The organism is Pseudomonas sp. LBUM1669 (genome assembly GCF_059695705.1).
In genome coordinates this window covers 5,470,471-5,490,946 of the sequence record NZ_CP166784.1, presented here as the reverse complement: position 1 = coordinate 5,490,946, position 20,476 = coordinate 5,470,471, and the positions used below count along the sequence as shown (strand labels likewise).

The 20,476-nt window shown below is 58.6% G+C and carries 20 protein-coding genes; 14 read left to right on the top strand and 6 right to left on the bottom strand.

What is annotated here, in order from left to right; translation table 11 throughout:
* Positions 1-45: 45 nt before the first annotated feature.
* Complete coding sequence (locus tag ACA051_RS25510) at positions 46-534, bottom strand: DUF3015 domain-containing protein (RefSeq protein ID WP_497305579.1); 489 nt, start codon at positions 532-534, stop codon at positions 46-48.
* Positions 535-810: 276 nt separating this feature from the next.
* Here ACA051_RS25510 and ACA051_RS25505 point away from each other — a divergent pair, with 276 nt between their 5' ends.
* The gene (locus tag ACA051_RS25505) at positions 811-3,249 is read left to right on the top strand and encodes a Lon protease family protein (RefSeq protein WP_497372388.1); all 2,439 of its coding nucleotides are present in this window, start codon (positions 811-813) and stop codon (positions 3,247-3,249) included.
* A 316-nt stretch (positions 3,250-3,565) separates the two neighbouring features.
* On the top strand, positions 3,566-3,886 hold the full coding sequence (locus tag ACA051_RS25500) for a PA4575 family protein (protein WP_010467520.1): 321 nt from the start codon (positions 3,566-3,568) through the stop codon (positions 3,884-3,886).
* Positions 3,887-3,908: 22 nt separating this feature from the next.
* On the opposite strand, the gene ACA051_RS25495 is transcribed toward ACA051_RS25500, so the two are convergent.
* The gene (locus ACA051_RS25495) at positions 3,909-5,738 is read right to left on the bottom strand and encodes a hypothetical protein (protein WP_497372386.1); all 1,830 of its coding nucleotides are present in this window, start codon (positions 5,736-5,738) and stop codon (positions 3,909-3,911) included.
* A gap of 159 nt (positions 5,739-5,897) precedes the next feature.
* On the opposite strand from ACA051_RS25495, the gene ACA051_RS25490 reads away from it, so the two are divergent.
* The 3 genes from ACA051_RS25490 (at position 5,898) to bamJ (ending at position 7,646) form a co-directional block, all read left to right on the top strand.
* Positions 5,898-6,386, top strand: a complete 489-nt coding sequence (locus ACA051_RS25490; protein WP_403102403.1) for a TIGR00645 family protein — start codon at positions 5,898-5,900, stop codon at positions 6,384-6,386.
* A 209-nt stretch (positions 6,387-6,595) separates the two neighbouring features.
* The gene (locus ACA051_RS25485) at positions 6,596-6,907 is read left to right on the top strand and encodes a DUF6482 family protein (RefSeq protein ID WP_497305575.1); all 312 of its coding nucleotides are present in this window, start codon (positions 6,596-6,598) and stop codon (positions 6,905-6,907) included.
* 121 nt (positions 6,908-7,028) lie between these two features.
* Positions 7,029-7,646 (top strand): BamJ family beta-barrel-assembly machinery protein, encoded by a 618-nt coding sequence (gene bamJ, locus ACA051_RS25480; RefSeq protein WP_046048787.1) that lies wholly within the window; start codon positions 7,029-7,031, stop codon positions 7,644-7,646.
* 131 nt (positions 7,647-7,777) lie between these two features.
* Here the strand turns inward: bamJ and ACA051_RS25475 are convergent, their stop codons facing one another.
* The 3 genes from ACA051_RS25475 to ACA051_RS25465 form a co-directional block, all read right to left on the bottom strand.
* On the bottom strand, positions 7,778-8,035 hold the full coding sequence (locus ACA051_RS25475; RefSeq protein ID WP_497305573.1) for a PA4570 family protein: 258 nt from the start codon (positions 8,033-8,035) through the stop codon (positions 7,778-7,780).
* A gap of 206 nt (positions 8,036-8,241) precedes the next feature.
* Entirely contained in the window at positions 8,242-8,583 is a 342-nt protein-coding gene (locus tag ACA051_RS25470) for a zinc ribbon domain-containing protein YjdM (RefSeq protein WP_010467527.1), read from the bottom strand.
* 184 nt (positions 8,584-8,767) lie between these two features.
* Entirely contained in the window at positions 8,768-9,736 is a 969-nt protein-coding gene (locus tag ACA051_RS25465; RefSeq protein WP_033054288.1) for a polyprenyl synthetase family protein, read from the bottom strand.
* Positions 9,737-9,976: 240 nt separating this feature from the next.
* On the opposite strand from ACA051_RS25465, the gene rplU reads away from it, so the two are divergent.
* The 5 genes from rplU to ACA051_RS25440 all read left to right on the top strand — a co-directional run bounded on the left by rplU (position 9,977) and on the right by ACA051_RS25440 (position 13,802).
* Positions 9,977-10,291, top strand: coding sequence for a 50S ribosomal protein L21 (rplU, locus tag ACA051_RS25460; protein ID WP_003176051.1), 315 nt, complete (start codon positions 9,977-9,979; stop codon positions 10,289-10,291).
* Positions 10,292-10,325: 34 nt separating this feature from the next.
* A complete protein-coding gene (rpmA, locus tag ACA051_RS25455) occupies positions 10,326-10,601 on the top strand; it encodes a 50S ribosomal protein L27 (protein ID WP_003215862.1) in 276 nt (91 codons plus the stop codon).
* Positions 10,602-10,794: 193 nt separating this feature from the next.
* On the top strand, positions 10,795-12,018 hold the full coding sequence (gene cgtA, locus ACA051_RS25450) for an Obg family GTPase CgtA (protein ID WP_497305572.1): 1,224 nt from the start codon (positions 10,795-10,797) through the stop codon (positions 12,016-12,018).
* Positions 12,019-12,206: 188 nt separating this feature from the next.
* Positions 12,207-13,325: a glutamate 5-kinase gene (gene proB, locus ACA051_RS25445; RefSeq protein ID WP_219096089.1), complete on the top strand. Its 1,119-nt coding sequence runs from the start codon at positions 12,207-12,209 to the stop codon at positions 13,323-13,325.
* Between the two features lie 12 nt (positions 13,326-13,337).
* Positions 13,338-13,802, top strand: a complete 465-nt coding sequence (locus ACA051_RS25440) for a CreA family protein (RefSeq protein ID WP_497372384.1) — start codon at positions 13,338-13,340, stop codon at positions 13,800-13,802.
* A gap of 185 nt (positions 13,803-13,987) precedes the next feature.
* Here ACA051_RS25440 and rpsT read toward each other — a convergent pair whose 3' ends face one another.
* Positions 13,988-14,266, bottom strand: coding sequence for a 30S ribosomal protein S20 (rpsT, locus tag ACA051_RS25435; RefSeq protein WP_008154937.1), 279 nt, complete (start codon positions 14,264-14,266; stop codon positions 13,988-13,990).
* Positions 14,267-14,518: 252 nt separating this feature from the next.
* On the opposite strand from rpsT, the gene murJ reads away from it, so the two are divergent.
* The 4 genes from murJ to lspA all read left to right on the top strand — a co-directional run bounded on the left by murJ (position 14,519) and on the right by lspA (position 20,474).
* Positions 14,519-16,057 (top strand): murein biosynthesis integral membrane protein MurJ, encoded by a 1,539-nt coding sequence (murJ, locus tag ACA051_RS25430; RefSeq protein WP_497305570.1) that lies wholly within the window; start codon positions 14,519-14,521, stop codon positions 16,055-16,057.
* Positions 16,058-16,186: 129 nt separating this feature from the next.
* Positions 16,187-17,137, top strand: coding sequence for a bifunctional riboflavin kinase/FAD synthetase (gene ribF / locus ACA051_RS25425; protein ID WP_497372382.1), 951 nt, complete (start codon positions 16,187-16,189; stop codon positions 17,135-17,137).
* The gene (gene ileS / locus ACA051_RS25420; protein WP_497305567.1) at positions 17,138-19,969 is read left to right on the top strand and encodes an isoleucine--tRNA ligase; all 2,832 of its coding nucleotides are present in this window, start codon (positions 17,138-17,140) and stop codon (positions 19,967-19,969) included.
* Entirely contained in the window at positions 19,962-20,474 is a 513-nt protein-coding gene (gene lspA / locus ACA051_RS25415) for a signal peptidase II (protein ID WP_497305565.1), read from the top strand. Before ileS ends, lspA begins: the two co-directional genes overlap by 8 nt.
* The last annotated feature ends 2 nt before the right edge of the window (positions 20,475-20,476 follow it).

Sequence of the window (20,476 nt, the reverse complement as noted above, 5' to 3'; positions counted from 1 at the left end):
CCAAAAAATAAAGCCCGCTCCCCGAAAGGAGCGGGCGGGTCGAGCTTAAGCTTGAGTAGCGTACTTGGCCAGACGCGGATCGTTCTTCAGAATGGCCAGGGTGTTGGTATGCACGTCGTCAGCGGTCACGTCAGCCTTGCTGAAGATCTGCTGGAAGTGCTCATGAGTCACAGCGGCGAAGTGCGCACGGTCTTCCGGCGCCACGCCCAGTACCACGGCATAAGTGGTCAGCGCTTCGCCCTGACCTTTAGCCATGTCTTCGGACAGCTCGTTCATCATGCCATTCATGGCAATCCAGGATTTGCCGCCATAAGTCAGCGACGCATTAGTCGAGCAACCGTTGGTACCGGACGTCATACCGAACGTTGCGTTGCCGGAAGTGCCGTTGGTGGTGGATGCCAGGAAGTGAGCCGGGGTGCCACGCTGACCTTCGAACAGCATGTTGCCCCAACCGCAATCCGGGCCGCCTGGCGCCTGCGCCATGGCGTTGATGGATACAGCGGTGAAGAGAGTACCGAGAAGAATCCGTTTCATAGCTATGTTCTCTTTAAGTGCATACCAATGGACAAGGGGTCTGGCCCAATCCGGCGCCAGTGGGCCAGTTATTAATCCAGCCGCGCAGTTTGGAGTTTAGGCACGTTCCCGGGGTTCCGTGATTTTTTGCAAAACATTCGTTGAAATCATTGATTTGCGCCCGGCCAGCCTGGGGATGACGGTTTGTCTATGCTTTGACTGGAGGCGCGCCTTGCAAGTGAGGTATGGGCAGCGCCAGAATGCCGCTATCTGCCCCGCCTGATGTAAGGAAGCCCGATGCCTGATCCTGTTGCTGCCAGCTTGCGTCTAGCGCCTGAAGCGCTGACCCGTCCGTTTTCCGCTGAACAGTTCAGCTTCTCTACCACCAATGATCTGGAGCCCTTTCGCGGTGTGCTTGGCCAGGAACGTGCGGTCGAAGCCTTGCAGTTCGGCGTGGCCATGCCACGCCCCGGTTACAACGTATTCGTCATGGGTGAGCCCGGCACCGGCCGGTTTTCGTTCGTCAAACGCTACCTGAAGGCCGAAGGCAAACGCCTGCAGACCCCGGCAGACTGGGTCTACGTCAATAATTTCGATGAGCCTCGCGAACCTCGCGCACTGGAATTGCCATCGGGCACCGCTGGCGCCTTCATCAGTGACATCAACGGCTTGATCGACAACCTGCTGGCGACCTTTCCGGCAGTGTTCGAGCACCCGTCCTACCAGCAGAAAAAAAGCGCCATCGACCGCGCCTTCAACCAGCGCTACGACAAGGCACTGGACGTGATCGAGCGCCTGGCGCTGGAGAAGGAGGTTGCGCTTTACCGCGACGCCAGCAACATCGCATTCACCCCGATGAGTGAAGGCAAGGCGTTGGACGAAGCGGAATTCGCCCAGTTGCCGGAAGCCGATCGTGAGCGTTTCCACGACGATATTGCCGGTCTGGAGGAGCGACTGAACGAAGAGCTCGCCAGCCTGCCGCAATGGAAGCGCGAGTCGAGCAATCAGCTGCGCCACCTCAACGAAGAAACCATCACTTTGGCCTTGCAGCCGTTGCTGTCGCCGTTGTCGGAGAAATACGCCGAGAACGCGGCTGTTTGCGGTTACCTGCAAGCCATGCAGGTCTATCTGCTCAAGACCGTGGTCGAGCAACTGGTGGACGACAGTAAGACCGACGCCGTCGCCCGCAAACTGCTGGAAGAGCAATACGCCCCGAGCCTGGTGGTCGGTCATTCGTCCAGCGGTGGTGCGCCGGTGGTCTTTGAGCCGCACCCGACTTACGAAAACCTGTTTGGCCGCATTGAATACAGCACCGATCAGGGCGCGCTCTACACCACGTATCGGCAGCTGCGGCCGGGTGCGCTGCACCGCGCCAACGGCGGTTTCCTGATCCTTGAAGCGGAAAAAATGCTCAGCGAGCCGTTTGTGTGGGATGCGCTCAAGCGCGCCCTGCAATCACGCAAGCTGAAAATGGAATCGCCGCTCGGTGAACTGGGCCGCCTGGCCACGGTGACCCTCACGCCGCAACACATTCCGTTGCAGGTCAAAGTCGTCATCATCGGTGCGCGTCAGCTGTACTACACGCTGCAAGACCTCGATCCGGACTTTCAGGAGATGTTCCGTGTCCTGGTGGATTTTGACGAAGACATCCCGATGGTCGACGAGAGCCTGGAGCAGTTCGCCCAGTTGCTCAAAACCCGCACCTCGGAAGAAGGCATGGCGCCGCTGACGGCTGATGCCGTGGCGCGCCTGGCGACCTACAGCGCGCGTCTGGCCGAACACCAGGGGCGTTTGTCGGCGCGCATCGGCGATCTGTTCCAGCTGGTCAGCGAGGCGGATTTCATTCGTCACCTGGCGGGGGACGAGATGACTGATGCCGGGCATATCGAGCGGGCGCTCAAGGCCAAGGCCACCCGTACCGGACGGGTCTCGGCGCGGATTCTCGATGACATGCTGGCCGGGATCATCCTGATCGACACGCACGGCGCCGCCGTCGGCAAGTGCAACGGGCTAACCGTGCTGGAAGTCGGCGACTCGGCGTTCGGTGTGCCGGCGCGGATTTCCGCCACGGTCTACCCGGGCGGCAGCGGCATCGTCGACATCGAGCGCGAGGTCAACCTTGGCCAGCCGATTCACTCCAAGGGGGTGATGATCCTCACTGGGTATCTGGGCAGCCGCTACGCCCAGGAATTCCCGCTGGCGATTTCCGCGAGTATCGCTCTGGAACAGTCCTACGGTTACGTCGATGGCGACAGTGCGTCGCTGGGCGAGGCTTGCACGCTGATTTCGGCCCTGTCGAAAACGCCGCTCAAGCAATGCTTTGCGATCACCGGCTCGATCAACCAGTTCGGTGAAGTGCAGGCGGTGGGCGGGGTCAACGAGAAGATCGAAGGCTTCTTCCGGCTCTGTGAAGCTCGCGGGCTGACTGGTGAGCAGGGGGCGATCATTCCACACGCCAACGTCGCCACGCTGATGCTCGATGAAAAGGTTTTGTCGGCAGTGCGTGCGGGGCAGTTCCATGTCTACGCGGTGCGGCAGGCCGACGAGGCGCTGAGCCTGTTGGTCGGCGAGCCGGCCGGTGCGCCGGATGCCGATGGCCAGTTTCCTGAAGGCAGCGTTAACGCGCGGGTGGTGGAACGCTTGCGGGTGATCGCGGAAATGATCAGCGAAGAAGACCTCAAGGAAGCCGAGAAAGAAGCGGCGCTGGAAGCCCTGGTCGAAGCCAAGCCGGCCTGACCGATCTGAGGATCACCCCGATCCACTGTGGGAGCGAGCCTGCTCGCGATGAGGGACTGACATTCAACATGTTTGTTGGCTGAAAGTCCGCAATCGCGAGCAAGCTCGCTCCCACAGGTTTTGTATTAACTACCGGAAAAGTGCCATCACTCTGGCGTCAAAATTCACACAATGACCATTCGGCGCCTTCTGGTCTCACTTGACGTGCTAGTCAAACTTTTCTTCTATTCTCAGCTCAAGGATATCGACAGTAATCACTGGATCGAGACAGCCCCCCCGTGAGGGCTGAATACCGGATCTATCGAGGGTCGCCGCCATGTCGCGCAACCTCTGCCTCACCCGTCAATGCCTGGGCCTTGTGACCCGTATCGAGTGTGCCATCCGCCCGTTGGCGGGGGATACGGGCATGTGGACCTTGCTCTTCGCCGCCGGAATGGCCGGCGAACAACCTTCCGCCATCAAGGCGCAGGGCCCGTTTCATGGCCCTTTCGTGGCTGAATCCATCCTCGACACGATTGTTGAAAGCCTGACGCTGCATGGCTACGAGCTGGCCGATGACCCACAAATCTGGTGCCTGCACCTGCAAGCCCAACTGCGGGAAATCAACGGTGGTCGTTGCCGCAACCTCAATGGCTGAGTTAAGCGGCTACTGATACCGGCTATTGATCAAGGTGGGTCAGGTCCGCCTTGGCCAGTTTTACCTCGAAACCATATTGCACCGTGGTGAGGTCGGTTCGCTGATAGGTTTCCAGACGTGTTGGCTGGCCATAGAAGTAATGCACGGCAAAGAGCGCCGGGCCTTCTGCACTTGTGTCGTGTGTGACCGAAAGTATCTCTTTCAGGTAGTTTCCAGAATCGTCTTTGGCGAAAAATCGCCAGTCCTGAGCAGGAAACAACTTCAAATCAACCACCAGCGCATTGCCTTTGAGTTCCAGACCCTTGGGCAATGGATGGGCGTCGAGCGTCTGTTTGGCCACCGTCGCCAGAAACAGCGGCATGGAGCCCACGGCATAGGCTGGTGTTTCAGGAAACAGGTTCAAGTCATAGGTGATGGCGCCACGTAGTGGATCGACCTCGTAAGCCTCAGTCGGCAGCTCGATCGGCTCATCGCGTTTGCCGCTGCCATCCTCCGTAAAGAACGTGACCGGGCTATCGCCAGGGCTGAACGATGTGCCGAGCAGTTCGTCATTGAAGCTTCTGAGGTGGTCGAACTCAATGCGTGCGGCGCTGGGGTCATCCACCGACTGACTGACGATGACGCCCTTCTTCAGCTGCTCCTCACTCAATGTCGCGCCCTTGAGCCAGGTCGGAGCCTGATCGTCATACACCACCACCGGCAAGGTCAGTGGCTGGATGGTTTTTTCCGTGGTGTGTGAGTCGAAGCGGCGCACCGGCAGGTTCAGATCCTTGCGGGTCACCGTGGCGGCCGAGAAATCCAGCACGCTCACTTCAACGGTTTCGACCGGGCCGTTGAAATACACTTTGGTGTAATGATTTTTTTGCTGGTCCTCGAAGGTGCGCTGTTCTTCATCGATCTGCTTTTCGAAGGTCTCGCTCCAGGCCTTCTGCTGCTGAATGTTCGCCAGTTGTTTTTGATAGAAGGCGATTTGCGCGGCGGTTTCATTGATCGAACCTGAACGCGAGAGGAATTGCCCTGTGGTGTCCTTGGCCTGGACGATCAGCGGGTTCAACGGTGTTTCGCTGACTTCGGGGGCCAGTGGCGCGCTGTTGTTGAATTCGATTTCGGCGTAGTTGTTGCCAAGTTTCAGCAAGGTGACGCTGAGGTTGTCGTTGGTTCGGGTCTGGCCAACGTCTTTTTTCGTCAGGTCGAAGGTGTAGAGCCGGCGCGGGGCGATGACCTCGACCTTGCCTTGCAAGCTCACCGGTTGGGGCTGGTTCTTGTTGTCCATGTCCAGGCCGTCGATGAACGGATAGGTCACCGTCAGATCATCCGGGTTGGTCAGGTTGGAACTCGACGGGCTCAGCTGAATGCCGGGATCGGTTTCCGACCATTCCGGCTGGAACGCGATGACGCGCTTGTTGCTCAGGGTCACCGATTGCCATTCCAGTCCATGGGGAAAGAGAAACGCAGCCGGAATGTTGAAATTGAAGGGGAACACCGGTTGCAGGTCGGTCAGGTAGTCGGAGCTGGAATCCTTGTGCAGCACGAACAGACCGTTGATGTAGGTGTCGACCAAAGCTTGAGGCGTGGGGTAGTGCTTGAGCACGGCGAGGGCGTCTTCGCCGTATTCGGTTACCACGGGTTTGCTGTCGAGCTTGAGTTGCGCACGCTCGAGCAACAGCAGCGAACCACCGAGTTCGGCCACGGCATCCTTGAGTTTCGGGTCCTGAATTGCATCCAGTGACTTCTCGAGCTGCGCGGTCTTTTCCTCGAGGCTGGTCTGGCGCTTCTCATCGCTGGGTGAGCAGCCGCTCATCAGCAGAGCCAGGCAAATGCCGGCACTCGTTATTGGTAATCGCACACCCATTTCCAGTCTTCCTGTCCGATGTCGCTGAGCGGTCAATAGTCTGGACACTAGCAGAAAAACTTTGTGACACCCGCGCAGGTTGCGGATTTCCCGACGGTTTCTGGCTGTAACGGGGGGCTGTTATACTCGCGGCCATTTCCAGTCCACGTGTGAGATTCAATGGAACGCTTTATCGAAAATGCAATGTACGCCTCTCGCTGGCTGCTGGCACCAATCTACTTCGGTCTGTCCCTTGGGCTACTGGCGCTGGCGCTGAAATTCTTCCAGGAAGTTTTCCACGTCATTCCCAACGTATTCTCGATGGCCGAGTCGGATCTGATCCTGGTGCTGCTGTCGCTGATCGACATGGCGCTGGTGGGTGGTTTGCTGGTGATGGTGATGATTTCCGGTTACGAGAACTTCGTTTCCCAACTGGACATCGACGACGATAAGGAAAAGCTCAACTGGCTGGGCACCATGGATTCGTCTTCGCTGAAGATGAAAGTGGCGGCCTCCATCGTGGCGATTTCGTCGATCCACCTGCTGCGGGTTTTCATGGACGCCAAGAACGTCGATCCGGAGCATCTGAAGTGGTACGTGATCATTCACATGACGTTCGTCGTGTCGGCGTTTGCCATGGGTTACCTGGACAAACTCACCAAGCACTGATTCGCACAGAACCCTGTAGGCGCGAGGCTTGCCCGCGAAGGGGCCGTGTCAGTCGATATAGATGTTGCCCGTCACACCGCCTTCGCGGGCAAGCCTCGCTCCTACAGTCAGGCGCAAACAGACGGGCGGTGTCGTTTGTGGCTTGTACTTTGAGGTGGCGAGGCCTATGCATGTATTGATATTGGCTTGACACTGTATGAGGTGCCTTCATGAACTTCGTTGAGTTGCGCGCTTATGCCATCGCCGGGAAAATCGATGAGCTGAACCTGATCTCCATGGAAGGCGGGATCTATCTGCTGGAGGCGCGCATGCACGGCGCGGCGTATCCCTTGAGTGATGCCCGCGGCGAAATGTTTCACCTGCGTTCGGTCGAGCATGCGCGCGAAGTGCTTCACGACTTTCCCTCCTTGGCATTCAACCTCGTACACACTTCTGTTCATGACGAGATGTGCGGGCTTGGTTCCGGTGCAGAGGAAAGCCTGAAAGTTCCGATTGCCTTCCGTTCTGCCTGGCACCACTGACAGCGCTCATCAACGCAACGGCATCTGTGCTAGTCTGCTGGCCCTTTTGGTTCCGGGCGCTCCGGGACGCGCTGTGCACGCACGGCAAGTTCCCAGGCCGTCCGCACAGCGGAGCAGTGTTATGTCCGAAGTAAATCTGTCCACCGACGAAACCCGCGTCAGCTACGGTATTGGCCGTCAGCTGGGCGACCAACTGCGCGACAACCCGCCACCGGGCGTCAGCCTGGACGCGATCCTGGCTGGCCTGACTGACGCATTCGCCGGTAAGGAAAGCCGTGTAGGTCAGGAAGAAATGTCCGCGAGCTTCAAGGTTATTCGCGAAATCATGCAAGCCGAAGCCGCTGCAAAAGCTGAAGCGGCCGCAGGCGAAGGCCTGGCTTTCCTGGCTGAAAACGCCAAGCGTGACGGCATCACTACCTTGGCTTCCGGCCTGCAATTTGAAGTGCTGACTCAAGGTGAAGGCGCCAAGCCAACCCGTGAAGATCAAGTGCGCACTCACTACCACGGCACCCTGATCGACGGCACTGTGTTCGACAGTTCCTACGATCGTGGTCAGCCTGCAGAATTCCCGGTCGGCGGCGTGATCGCTGGCTGGACCGAAGCCCTGCAACTGATGAACGCCGGCAGCAAATGGCGTCTGTACGTGCCGAGCGAACTGGCTTACGGCGCTCAAGGCGTTGGCAGCATTCCGCCGCACAGCGTTCTGGTATTCGACGTCGAACTGCTCGACGTTCTGTAAGCTCTTGATCCTGTAGGAGCGAACGGTGCGGCGATCCGACTTGCTCGCGAATGCATCACCTCGGTTTCAAGTCGGAACCGAGTTGTCAGGTTCGCGGGCAAGCCTCGCTCCTACGGGGTTTGTAGTGTTACTCATACTTCAATCTTGTGGTGCAGCTCACTCGACGGGCGCAACGCCCGGGCGTAGCAGAACAGAAACAGATTGCGCACCAGTTCCTTGAGCACCACCGGCTCGCTGGAACTCAAGCCGTTGACGTCCAGATCACCCTGATCCTGCAGCTCGTTCAAGGCTTCTTCTTCAAGCACCGCACAGACTTCCCCGGTTTCCCGATGCAGGATCCTGAGGTACGGGTGTGGGCGGTCCAGCCAGGCATCGATCAAATAAGTCATGGGTCTCATCTCCATTGATGGGTTTCAATGAGAATAATTCTTATTCATCAAATAGCAAGGACCTATTGGCAGTTTGTGATTTTTTCCGGGTGAAGATTGCGTAAGGTCAATACGGCTGGCGTTTGGCTACTGCGAGGAATGGCTGGGTGCAGCGGGGGAGGGTGAAGCACCATCCCACGCAGGGCGCGGGATGGAAGGCAACAGAATCAGACTTTTCTGACGAACTCGGATTTGAGCTTCATCGGGCCGATGCCGTCGATCTTGCAGTCGATGTCGTGATCACCATCGCACAGGCGGATGTTCTTGACCTTGGTGCCGACCTTGACCACCAGCGACGTGCCTTTGACCTTCAGGTCCTTGATCACGGTGATGGTATCGCCGTCCTGCAGGACGTTGCCCACCGAATCCTTTTTCACGGTGTCATCGGACGCCGCTTCGGCTTCGCCGCTGGCGGACCACTCGTGGGCGCACTCGGGGCAGATCAGCTGAGCGCCGTCTTCATAGGTGTATTCGGAATTGCATTTTGGGCAGGGTGGCAACGTGCTCACTAAAGCTCCTTGGGTTCAGGATCGCTAAAAGCGCACATTGTATAGGGTTTTAGGCGGGAGAGGGGCGGGGCGCTAAATGACCTGTGGGAGCGGGCTTGCCCGCGAAGGCGGAGTAACAGTCGACATCAATGTTGAATGTTAGTCAGCCTTCGCGGGCAAGCCCGCTCCCACATGGGATTTGCTTTTAGTGCGTGCGGGCGACCGCAAACTCACTCAACTCAACCAATGCATCGCGGTATTCGCTGGCTGGCAGCGCATCGAGGCATTTGATCGCTCGGGCCACGTAATCACGGGCCAGTTGCGCGGTGTAATCCAGCGAGCCGGAAGCTTCTACCGCTTCGCGGATGCTTTCCAGGTCTTCGATACCGCCTTTCTGGATCGCCTTGCGCACCAGTGCAGCTTGCTCCGGCGTACCTTCGCGCATGGTGTAGATCAGCGGCAGGGTCGGTTTGCCTTCAGCCAGATCGTCACCGACGTTCTTGCCCAGAGTTTCGGCGTCGCCTTTGTAGTCCAGCAAGTCGTCGACCAATTGGAACGCCACGCCCAGATGATCGCCGAATGTACGCAGGGCTTCTGACTGTTCCGATGTAGCTTCGCAGAGTGCTGCAGCACTGTGGGTCGACGCTTCGAAGAGCATCGCGGTCTTGCCGCGGATGACTTCCATGTAGGTTTCTTCGGTGGTGCTGGCGTCGCGGACCTTCGACAGCTGCAGCACTTCGCCTTCGGCAATGATTCGCGTGGCTTGCGAAAGGATTTTCATCACCGGCATGGAGCCCAGTTCGACCATCATTTCGAAGGAACGCGAATACAGGAAGTCGCCCACCAGCACGCTTGGCGCGTTGCCCCACATAGCGTTGGCGGTCGAGCGGCCACGGCGCATGCCGGACATGTCGACCACGTCGTCGTGCAGCAGGGTGGCGGTGTGCAGGAACTCGATGGTCGCGGCCAGCAGGCGCAGGTCATCGCCTTCGCGGCCCAGGGCCTTGCCACACAGCAACACTAATAGAGGACGCAGGCGTTTACCGCCAGCCGAGGTAATGTAATCGCCGATTTTCGATACCAGCGGCACTCGGGAAGTCAGCTGCTTCTTGATGATGCCGTCGACGGCGCTAAAATCGTCCGCCACCGCGCGGTAGAAAGCTTGGGGTTGCATCAGCGACAGTTGCTCCAGAAGGGTTGCGCGGCATGCTAGGACCCACGTCGGCGGGTGTCAAGGTACGATGGACGGCCCCTTGCATCGCCCCGGCAGCTTGCGTACAATCGCGCACCCTGAACTTCCTGGGCAGCACCTGCCTTACGCAATTGCAAACAGGCCTTCCAGCCTTATGCAGCCATGCCAGCCAATACCTCTTCTTATAAAGAGCTGGGTGAGCAGGATTATCGGAGAAATACCATGTCGTACGCAGTAATTGTTACTGGTGGCAAGCAATACAAGGTCGCCCCAGGTGAATACCTGAAGATCGAAAAACTGGAAATCGCTACCGGCGAATCCGTTACTTTTGATCGCGTTCTGTTGGTCGCCAATGGCGATGACGTGAACATCGGCGCTCCAGTTGTTGCTGGCGCTACCGTTGTGGCTGAAGTGATCTCCCAAGGTCGTCACGATAAAGTCCGCATCATCAAGTTCCGTCGTCGTAAGCACCACATGAAGCGTATGGGCCACCGCCAGTGGTACACCGAGATCAAAATCACCGGTATTCAGGCTTAATTTCAGCCTAATTCCTCACTAGGAGAATTGACTCATGGCACACAAAAAAGCTGGTGGTAGTACCCGTAACGGTCGCGACTCAGAAGCCAAACGCCTTGGCGTGAAGATGTATGGCGGCCAGGTTATCATTCCGGGCAACATCATCGTGCGTCAGCGCGGCACCCAATTCCACGCCGGTTACGGTGTTGGCATGGGTAAAGATCACACTCTGTTCGCTAAAATCGACGGCGTGATCAAGTTCGAAGTAAAAGGCGCTTTCAACCGCCGTTACGTGAGCATTGTCCCGAAGACTGAAGTCGTCGCGGCATAATTGCGTAGTTGCTGGAAAAGCCCTGTCTCGCGACGGGGCTTTTTCGTTTGTGGGGTGAGTCTCTTGCAAAGCTGTCTGTGATGGGCTCCAGCGCTGGATTTGCGGTCGTTGATTGAGGTCGCTGCGCTCATTTTTGCAAGAGTCTTATGTCTAGATTTTTTCGGCTCGTCCGTATGACGAGAGGCGTTTTGTTATGAAGTTTGTTGACGAAGTATCGATTCGAGTAAAGGCCGGTGACGGCGGCAACGGTTGCATGAGCTTCCGTCGCGAGAAATTCATTGAAAACGGTGGCCCGAACGGCGGTGATGGTGGTGATGGCGGCTCGGTCTACATGATCGCCGACGAAAACCTCAACACCCTGGTGGACTACCGTTACACCCGGCACTTCGATGCCGAGCGCGGTTCCAACGGCGGCAGCACAGACTGCACCGGCAAGAAAGGTGAAGAGCTGGTGCTGCGTGTTCCGGTCGGCACCACTGTCATCGATTCCGCGACTCAGGAAGTGATCGGCGACCTGACCAAGGCAGGCCAGAAACTCCTGGTGGCTCATGGCGGCTGGCACGGTCTGGGCAACACCCGTTTCAAATCCAGTACCAACCGTGCTCCGCGCCAGACCACACCGGGTAAACCGGGTGAGGCGCGTGATCTCAAGCTGGAAATGAAAGTATTGGCTGACGTCGGCCTGCTGGGCTTGCCGAACGCCGGTAAAAGTACCTTCATTCGCTCCGTATCGGCCGCCAAGCCGAAAGTTGCCGACTACCCGTTCACCACGCTGGTGCCGAACCTGGGTGTGGTCAGCGTCGATCGCTGGAAGAGCTTCGTGGTCGCGGACATTCCGGGTCTGATCGAGGGTGCTTCCGATGGCGCGGGCCTGGGGATTCGCTTCCTCAAGCACTTGTCGCGTACCCGTTTGCTGCTGCACCTCGTGGACATGGCGCCGCTGGATGACGCCAGCGCCCCGGATGCTGCTGAAGTGATTGTCAGTGAGCTGACCAAATTCAGCCCGTCCCTGGCTGAGCGTGATCGCTGGTTGGTGCTGAACAAGTGCGACCAGATCCTTGAAGAAGAGCATGACGCTCGCGTCAAGGAAATCGTTGATCGCCTGGAATGGACCGGTCCGGTCTACGTGATCTCCGCCATCTCCAAGCTGGGCACCGAGCGTCTGTGTCACGACATCATGCGTTACATGGAAGACCGTGCTGACCGTCTGGCTAACGACCCGGCTTACAAGGAAGAGCTGACCGAACTCGATCAGCGCATCGAAGACGAAGCCCGTGCCCAGTTGCAGGCGCTGGATGATCAGCGTGCCCTGCGTCGCAGCGGCGTGAAGTCGGTCCATGACATCGGCGACGATGATTGGGACGAAGAAGATGTGGATGACGAAGACGGTCCGGAAATCATTTACGTGCGTGACTGATTCGGTAGGAGCGAGGCTTGCCCGCGATGGCGGTTTATCTGTCTGATCGCGGTGTTATCATCGCTGGCACGCCAGCTCTCTAAGGCGCCGCTCAATCGAGCGGCGTTTTAGTATCTGGAAATCGGTAGTCACGAATAACGTTACGGGCGGCGCTGGGTCGCGCTGCCCTCAAGCTAAGGTTGAAGATGATGCGGAGCAAGGTGACAGGTGCGCAGCGTTGGGTCGTGAAGATCGGCAGCGCTTTGCTGACGGCTGACGGCAAGGGCCTGGATCGCGCGGCAATGAGTGTCTGGGTCGAGCAGATGGTGGCTTTGCATGAGGCTGGCGTCGAACTGGTGCTGGTGTCCTCCGGGGCGGTAGCGGCGGGGATGAGTCGTCTGGGCTGGAGCGTGCGACCCAGTGCAATGCACGAGCTGCAGGCCGCTGCCGCCATCGGTCAGATGGGTCTGGTGCAGGCCTGGGAGTCGAGCTTTGCCGAGCATGGCCGGCATACTGCGCAGATTCTCCTGACTCACGATGACTTGTCTGACCGCAAGCGCTACCTGAACGCCCGCAGCACCCTGCGTGCGTTGGTCGAGCTGAAAGTGATCCCGGTGATCAACGAAAACGACACCGTGGTCACCGACGAGATCCGGTTCGGCGACAACGACACCCTGGCGGCGCTGGTGGCTAACCTGGTGGAGGCTGACTTGCTGGTGATCCTTACCGATCGCGACGGCATGTTCGACGCCGATCCGCGCAACAACCCCGACGCAAACCTGATTTACGAAGCGCGCGCCGATGATCCGGCGCTGGATGCCGTCGCTGGCGGTACCGGTGGTGCATTGGGTCGTGGCGGCATGCAGACCAAGTTGCGTGCCGCACGTCTGGCGGCGCGTTCCGGTGCGCACACCATCATCGTCGGCGGGCGCATTGAGCGCGTGCTGGATCGTCTGAAGGCTGGCGAGCGCATCGGCACCCTGTTGTCACCTGAGCGCGGAATGCTGGCGGCGCGCAAGCAATGGCTGGCGGGTCACCTGCAAACCCGTGGCACGCTGGTGCTGGATGCGGGTGCGGTGACGGCGCTGTCCCAGGGCAACAAAAGTTTGCTGCCGGTTGGCGTCAAACTGGTCCAGGGCAGTTTTCGGCGCGGTGAAATGGTGGTGTGCGTGGCGCCGGACGGTCGTGAAATTGCCCGTGGCCTGGCCAACTACAGCGCGCTGGAAGCACAAAAAATCATCGGTCAGTCGTCTGAGGCGATTGTCGGTCTGTTGGGTTACATGGCGGAGCCGGAACTGGTTCACCGCGATAACTTGATTCTGGTCTGAAGGAATATTTGAATGCGTGTGGCAAAAGGATTGTTGGGTCTGCTGTTGGCAATGCCGCTGCTGGCCTCGGCCGAGGAGATTGGCCAGGTGTCGACGGTGTTCAAGTTCGTCGGCCCGAACGACCGTATCGTCGTCGAGGCGTTTGATGATCCGAAGGTTGAGGGTGTGACTTGCTATCTTTCGCGAGCCAAGACTGGCGGCGTGAAGGGCGGCTTGGGTCTGGCTGAAGATCGCGCTGAAGCCTCTCTTGCTTGTCGCCAGGTTGGGCCGATCAACTTCAAGGGCGAGCTGAAGGATGGCGAAGAGGTGTTCAAGGAGCGCACATCGCTGGTATTCAAGACGATGCAGGTGGTGCGCTTTCTCGACAAGAAGCGCAATACGCTGGTGTACCTGGTCTACAGCGATCGCTTGATCGAAGGCAGTCCGCAGAATGCGGTGACGGCGATCCCGATCCTGCCGTGGGCGCACGCCCAGTAAACTGACGCAAATCGAAATGTGGGAGTGAGCCTGCTCGCGATAGCGGTGTAACAGTCGGCATCAATGTTGAGTGTTACACCGCTATCGCGAGCAGGCTCACTCCCACATTTTTTTTGCGTTGTTTTTGCCAAATCGCAGGCAATAAAAAACCGACCCTAGGGTCGGTTTTTCAACAAGCTTATCGCTTATGCGGCAACAGCAAGGTTCAGAGCCTTGACGTGACCGTTCAGGCGGCTCTTATGACGAGCTGCCTTGTTCTTGTGGATGATGCCTTTATCGGCCATGCGGTCGATAACTGGCACAGCCAGAACGTAAGCTGCTTGAGCTTTTTCAGCGTCTTTTGCGTCGATGGCCTTAACTACATTCTTGATGTAGGTACGAACCATGGAACGCAGGCTGGCGTTGTGGCTGCGACGCTTCTCAGCCTGTTTTGCACGTTTTTTGGCGGAAGGTGTGTTGGCCACCGTCGAGCTCCTCGAAAGACTTTTTAGGAAATAGCAAACAAAATAGGCCGCGAATCATGCCGATGAGTTGATGTCTTGTCAAGGGCGGTTGAGACGTTCCGCTAAGTGGTAGGTATAAAGAGGCGGGATATTTATTTCCGGCGCTTGACCTGTAAACTCGCGAGCTTTGGCTCTGTGCTGCTGCGGCGCGGAGTATCGCATAAGTAGGCGCTTTGTTCGCCTGCTGTTTATCGACAGGCACAAACTCTTTCAATGAATCTGCTCAAATCGTTGGCCGCCGTCAGCTCTATCACGATGCTTTCCCGGATTCTGGGGTTCGTTCGTGACACCCTCATCGCACGTACATTTGGTGCTGGGATGGCGACGGACGCCTTCTTTATCGCCTTCAAACTGCCCAATCTGCTGCGGCGGATCTTCGCCGAAGGGGCTTTCTCTCAAGCTTTCGTGCCGATTCTTGCCGAATATAAAAACCAGCAAGGCGAGGAAGCGACGCGAACATTTGTAGCCTACGTATCGGGCCTGCTGACATTGGTGCTGGCATTGGTGACGGCGCTGGGGATGATCGCCGCGCCTTGGGTGATCTGGGCCACGGCGCCGGGTTTCACCGATACGCCGGAGAAGTTCGAGCTGACTACCAGCCTGCTGAGAGTGACCTTTCCCTACATATTATTGATTTCCCTGTCTTCCCTGGCCGGGGCGATCCTCAATACGTACAACCGTTTTTCGGTGCCGGCCTTCGTGCCGACCCTGCTTAACGTCAGCATGATTGTCTTTTCGGTGTTCCTGACGCCGTACTTCGACCCGCCGGTTATGGCACTGGGCTGGGCGGTACTGGTCGGTGGCCTGGCGCAATTGCTCTATCAACTACCGCACCTGAAAAAGATCGGCATGCTGGTACTCCCTCGCCTGAACCTGCGCGATAGCGGCGTCTGGCGGGTGTTGAAGCAAATGTTGCCGGCAATCCTCGGGGTTTCGGTCAGCCAGATTTCCCTGATCATCAACACGATTTTCGCTTCCTTTCTGGTGGCTGGTTCGGTGTCATGGATGTATTACGCCGACCGCCTGATGGAATTGCCGTCCGGCGTGCTGGGTGTGGCGTTGGGCACCATTCTGTTGCCGACGCTGGCCAAGACCTACGCCAGCAAGGATCGTCACGAATACTCGCGAATCCTCGATTGGGGGCTGCGCCTGTGCTTCATGCTGGTGTTGCCGTGCTCCCTGGCCTTGGGGATTCTGGCCGAGCCGCTGACGGTTTCGCTGTTCCAGTACGGTCAGTTCAGCGCGTTTGATGCGTCCATGACTCAACGGGCGCTGATCGCTTATTCGGTCGGTTTGCTCGGGATTATCGTGATCAAAGTACTGGCGCCCGGCTTTTATGCGCAACAAAACATCCGCACCCCGGTAAAAATCGCGATTTTCACCCTGATCGTCACGCAATTGTTCAACCTGGTGTTGATTGGTCCGTTTGCGCATGCCGGCCTGGCGCTGGCCATCAGCATCGGTGCCTGCATCAACGCCGGGCTGCTGTTCTATCAGTTGCGCAAACAGCAGATGTATCAACCGCAACCGGGCTGGGGCAAGTTTGGGCTCAAGCTGGTGATTGCCGTGCTGGTCATGTCCGGCGTGTTGCTCGCCGGCATGCACTTTATGCCGGCCTGGGATCAGGGGCATATGCTGGAGCGTTTTCTGCGTCTGGGCGCATTGGTGGTGGCCGGTGTGGTCGCTTATTTCGGCATGTTGCTGTTGATGGGCTTTCGTTTGCGTGACTTCAATCGCAAGGCGTTGAGCTGAGGCGCTTGCCTCGATAAACACGGGCGGGCCGGCGGTTTTGTCGGCTTGATCACTTTGGGTTACGGTGTTGCCTGTCGTCGGCCGCCGGGTGTGGTTATAATCGACCACTTTATGAGCAAGAAGCGCGTTATGCAGCTGGTCCGAGGCCTCCACAATCTGCGCCCCCAGCATCGGGGCTGTGTCGCCACTATTGGCAACTTTGACGGTGTTCACCGTGGTCACCAGGCTATCCTGGTCAGGCTGCGTGAACGTGCGCTCGAGTTGGGCGTGCCCAGCTGCGTGGTGATTTTCGAGCCACAGCCGCGGGAGTTCTTTGCCCCCGATACGGCCCCGGCCCGCCTGGCCCGGCTGCGGGACAAACTGCAGCTGCTGGCCGACGAGGGTGTCGACCGGGTCCTGTGCCTGCCTTTCAACCAGCGTCTGAGCAAACTGAGTGCCGCCGAATTCGTCGATACGATTCTGGTCGATGGCCTGGGCGTGCAGCATCTGGAGGTCGGCGACGACTTCCGTTTCGGCTGCGACCGGGTCGGGGATTTCGATTTCCTGCAACAGGCCGGCATCCTCCAGGGCTTTACCGTCGAAGCGGCGCAAACCGTTGAACTGGACGGTATCCGCGTCAGCAGCACCCAGGTGCGAAATGCATTGGCCGCTGCTGATTTTGCCTTGGCTGAACGCTTGCTCGGTCGGCCGTTCCAAATTACCGGGCGCGTCCTGCATGGCCAGAAGCTGGCGCGCCAGCTCGGCACGCCAACTGCCAATATTCAACTCAAGCGTCGTCGCGTGCCGTTGTCCGGGGTTTACCTGGTCAATGTCGACATCGACGGCAAGACCTGGCCAGGCGTCGCCAATATCGGCGTGCGGCCAACCGTTCAAGGTGATGGCAAAGCCCACCTCGAAGTGCACCTTTTAGATTTTGCCGGCGATCTGTATGACCGGCGTTTGACGGTGGTTTTCCACCACAAGCTGCGTGAAGAGCAGCGTTTTGCCTCTCTGGAGGCGCTTAAGACGGCGATCAATGCGGATGTCGCCGCCGCCCGTGCCCTGTCGCACCTAGCGCCAATCGCTAATGAAGAGCCTTAAATGACCGACTATAAAGCCACGCTAAACCTTCCGGACACCGCCTTCCCAATGAAGGCCGGCCTGCCTCAGCGCGAACCGCAGATTCTGCAGCGCTGGGACAGCATTGGCCTGTACGGTAAGTTGCGCGAGATTGGCAAGGATCGTCCGAAGTTCGTCCTGCACGACGGTCCTCCTTACGCCAACGGCACGATTCACATCGGTCATGCGCTGAACAAGATTCTCAAGGACATGATCATCCGCTCGAAAACCCTGTCGGGTTTCGACGCGCCTTATGTTCCAGGCTGGGATTGCCACGGCCTGCCGATCGAACACAAAGTCGAAGTGACCCACGGCAAGAACCTGGGCGCAGACAAGACCCGCGAACTGTGCCGTGCCTACGCCACCGAGCAGATCGAAGGTCAGAAATCCGAATTCATCCGTCTGGGCGTGTTGGGCGACTTCGCCAACCCTTACAAGACCATGGACTTCAAGAACGAGGCCGGTGAAATCCGTGCACTCGCCGAAATTGTCAAGGGCGGTTTCGTGTTCAAGGGCCTGAAGCCTGTGAACTGGTGCTTTGACTGCGGTTCGGCCCTGGCTGAAGCGGAAGTCGAGTACGAAAACAAAAAGTCCTCGACCATCGACGTGGCCTTCCCGATTGCCGACGAAGCCAAACTGGCTGCCGCTTTCGGTCTGGCGTCCCTGGCCAAGCCTGCCTCGATCGTGATCTGGACCACCACCCCGTGGACCATCCCGGCCAACCAGGCGCTGAACGTTCACCCGGAATTCAACTACGCCCTGGTCGACGTCGGTGACAAACTGCTGGTGCTGGCTGAAGAGCTGGTCGAGTCGTGTCTGGCCCGTTACAGCCTGGAAGGCTCGGTCATCGCGACCACCACCGGTAAAGAGCTGGAGCTGATCAACTTCCGTCACCCGTTCTACGATCGCCTGTCGCCGGTTTACCTGGCCGACTACGTTGAACTGGGCGCTGGCACCGGCGTGGTTCACTCTGCCCCGGCCTACGGCGTGGACGACTTCGTGACCTGCAAGAAATACGGCATGGTCAACGACGACATCCTCAACCCGGTACAGAGCAACGGCGTTTACGTGACATCGCTGGAGTTTTTTGGCGGCCAGTTCATCTGGAAAGCCAACCCGGCCATCGTCGACAAACTGACAGAAGTCGGTGCGCTGCTGCACACCACCATCATCGAACACAGCTACATGCACTGCTGGCGCCACAAGACCCCGCTGATCTACCGCGCCACCGCGCAGTGGTTCATCGGCATGGACAAAGAGCCTGTTAGCGGCGACACCCTGCGCAAGCGCGCACTTAAAGCCATCGAAGAAACTCAGTTCGTCCCGGCCTGGGGTCAGGCGCGCCTGCACTCGATGATCGCCAACCGTCCGGACTGGTGCATCTCGCGTCAGCGCAACTGGGGCGTGCCGATCCCGTTCTTCCTGAACAAGGAAAGCGGCGAGCTGCACCCGCGTACCGCTGAGCTGATGGAAGAAGTCGCCAAGCGCGTCGAAGTCGAAGGCATCGAAGCCTGGTTCAAGATGGACGCTGCCGAACTGCTGGGTGACGAGGCGCCGCTGTACGACAAGATCAGCGATACCCTGGACGTCTGGTTCGATTCGGGCACCACGCACTGGCACGTCCTGCGTGGTTCGCACCCAATGGGCCACGAGACCGGCCCGCGTGCCGACCTGTACCTGGAAGGCTCGGACCAACACCGCGGCTGGTTCCACTCGTCGTTGCTGACCGGTTGCGCCATCGACAACCACGCGCCGTACCGCGAGCTGCTGACCCACGGTTTCACCGTAGATGAGTCGGGCCGCAAGATGTCCAAGTCGCTGGGCAACGTGATCGCGCCGCAAAAGGTCAACGACACCCTGGGCGCCGACATCATGCGTCTGTGGGTGGCTTCTACCGATTACTCGGGTGAAATGGCGGTTTCCGACCAGATCCTGCAACGCAGTGCGGACGCCTACCGGCGCATCCGTAACACCGCGCGTTTCCTGCTCTCCAACCTGACCGGTTTCAACCCGGCCACCGACATCCTGCCGGCCGAGGAAATGCTCGCCCTGGACCGTTGGGCCGTGGACCGCACCCTGCTGCTGCAACGCGAGCTGCAAGAGCATTACGGTGAATACCGCTTCTGGAACGTCTACTCCAAGATCCACAACTTCTGCGTGCAGGAGCTGGGCGGTTTCTACCTCGACATCATCAAGGACCGCCAGTACACCACTGGCGCCAATAGCAAGGCCCGCCGTTCGGCGCAAACCGCGCTGTACCACATCTCCGAAGCGCTGGTGCGCTGGATCGCGCCGATCCTGGCGTTCACCGCTGACGAACTGTGGGAATACCTGCCGGGCGAGCGTAACGAATCGGTGATGCTCAACACCTGGTACGAAGGCCTGACCGAACTGCCGGACAACGTCGAACTGGGTCGCGCCTATTGGGAGCGGATCATGGCGGTGAAGGTCGCGGTCAACAAGGAAATGGAAATCCAGCGCGCGGCCAAGGCCGTCGGTGGCAACCTGCAAGCCGAAGTGACGCTGTTCGCCGAAGACGCGCTGAGCGCCGACCTGGCCAAGCTGAGCAACGAATTGCGCTTCGTGCTGATCACCTCGACCGCCAGCGTGGCGCCTTTTGTTCAGGCACCGGCGGACGCGGTAGTCACCGAAGTCAGCGGCCTGAAGCTGAAAATCGTCAAGTCGGCCTTCGCCAAGTGCGCCCGTTGCTGGCACTGCCGTGAAGACGTCGGCGTGAACCCGGAGCATCCGGAAATCTGCGGTCGTTGCGTCGACAACATCAGCGGCGCGGGCGAGGTTCGTCACTATGCTTAACGCCATTGGCCGCTTTGGGCGGCTGAGCTGGCTCTGGTTGAGTTTGCTGGTCTTGGTCATCGACCAGGCCAGCAAGTTTTACTTCGAAGGCTCGTTGAAGATGTACCAGCAAATTGTGGTGATCCCCGATTATTTCAGCTGGACCCTGGCCTACAACACCGGCGCGGCGTTCAGCTTCCTGGCCGACAGCTCGGGCTGGCAGCGCTGGTTGTTTGCCCTGATCGCGGTGGTAGTGAGTGCGGTGCTGGTGGTGTGGCTCAAGCGTCTGGGGCGCAACGAAACCTGGTTGGCCGTCGCTTTGGCGCTGGTACTGGGTGGGGCGCTGGGCAATCTGTATGACCGCATCGCCCTGGGCCATGTGATCGATTTCATTCTGGTGCATTGGCAGAACCGCTGGTATTTCCCGGCGTTCAACTTTGCCGACAGCGCGATTACTGTCGGTGCCGTGATGCTTGCGCTGGATATGTTCAAAAGCAAAAAGACCGGAGAAACCGTTCATGACTGAAC

Excerpts from the sequence above, each read along its gene's own strand:
- ACA051_RS25505 (WP_497372388.1), top strand. The coding sequence starts at position 811 with ATGCCTGATCCTGTTGCTGCCAGCTTGCGTCTAGCGCCTGAAGCGCTG.
- ACA051_RS25465 (WP_033054288.1), bottom strand. The coding sequence starts at position 9,736 with ATGCAACCCCAAGCTTTCTACCGCGCGGTGGCGGACGATTTTAGCGCC.
- proB (WP_219096089.1), top strand. The coding sequence starts at position 12,207 with ATGCGGAGCAAGGTGACAGGTGCGCAGCGTTGGGTCGTGAAGATCGGC.
- ileS (WP_497305567.1), top strand. The coding sequence starts at position 17,138 with ATGACCGACTATAAAGCCACGCTAAACCTTCCGGACACCGCCTTCCCA.
- murJ (WP_497305570.1), top strand. The coding sequence starts at position 14,519 with ATGAATCTGCTCAAATCGTTGGCCGCCGTCAGCTCTATCACGATGCTT.
- ACA051_RS25440 (WP_497372384.1), top strand. The coding sequence starts at position 13,338 with ATGCGTGTGGCAAAAGGATTGTTGGGTCTGCTGTTGGCAATGCCGCTG.
- cgtA (WP_497305572.1), top strand. The coding sequence starts at position 10,795 with ATGAAGTTTGTTGACGAAGTATCGATTCGAGTAAAGGCCGGTGACGGC.
- ACA051_RS25495 (WP_497372386.1), bottom strand. The coding sequence starts at position 5,738 with ATGGGTGTGCGATTACCAATAACGAGTGCCGGCATTTGCCTGGCTCTG.
- rpmA (WP_003215862.1), top strand. The coding sequence starts at position 10,326 with ATGGCACACAAAAAAGCTGGTGGTAGTACCCGTAACGGTCGCGACTCA.
- rplU (WP_003176051.1), top strand. The coding sequence starts at position 9,977 with ATGTCGTACGCAGTAATTGTTACTGGTGGCAAGCAATACAAGGTCGCC.
- ACA051_RS25485 (WP_497305575.1), top strand. The coding sequence starts at position 6,596 with ATGAACTTCGTTGAGTTGCGCGCTTATGCCATCGCCGGGAAAATCGAT.
- ACA051_RS25510 (WP_497305579.1), bottom strand. The coding sequence starts at position 534 with ATGAAACGGATTCTTCTCGGTACTCTCTTCACCGCTGTATCCATCAAC.
- lspA (WP_497305565.1), top strand. The coding sequence starts at position 19,962 with ATGCTTAACGCCATTGGCCGCTTTGGGCGGCTGAGCTGGCTCTGGTTG.
- ACA051_RS25475 (WP_497305573.1), bottom strand. The coding sequence starts at position 8,035 with ATGACTTATTTGATCGATGCCTGGCTGGACCGCCCACACCCGTACCTC.
- ribF (WP_497372382.1), top strand. The coding sequence starts at position 16,187 with ATGCAGCTGGTCCGAGGCCTCCACAATCTGCGCCCCCAGCATCGGGGC.
- ACA051_RS25500 (WP_010467520.1), top strand. The coding sequence starts at position 3,566 with ATGTCGCGCAACCTCTGCCTCACCCGTCAATGCCTGGGCCTTGTGACC.
- bamJ (WP_046048787.1), top strand. The coding sequence starts at position 7,029 with ATGTCCGAAGTAAATCTGTCCACCGACGAAACCCGCGTCAGCTACGGT.
- ACA051_RS25490 (WP_403102403.1), top strand. The coding sequence starts at position 5,898 with ATGGAACGCTTTATCGAAAATGCAATGTACGCCTCTCGCTGGCTGCTG.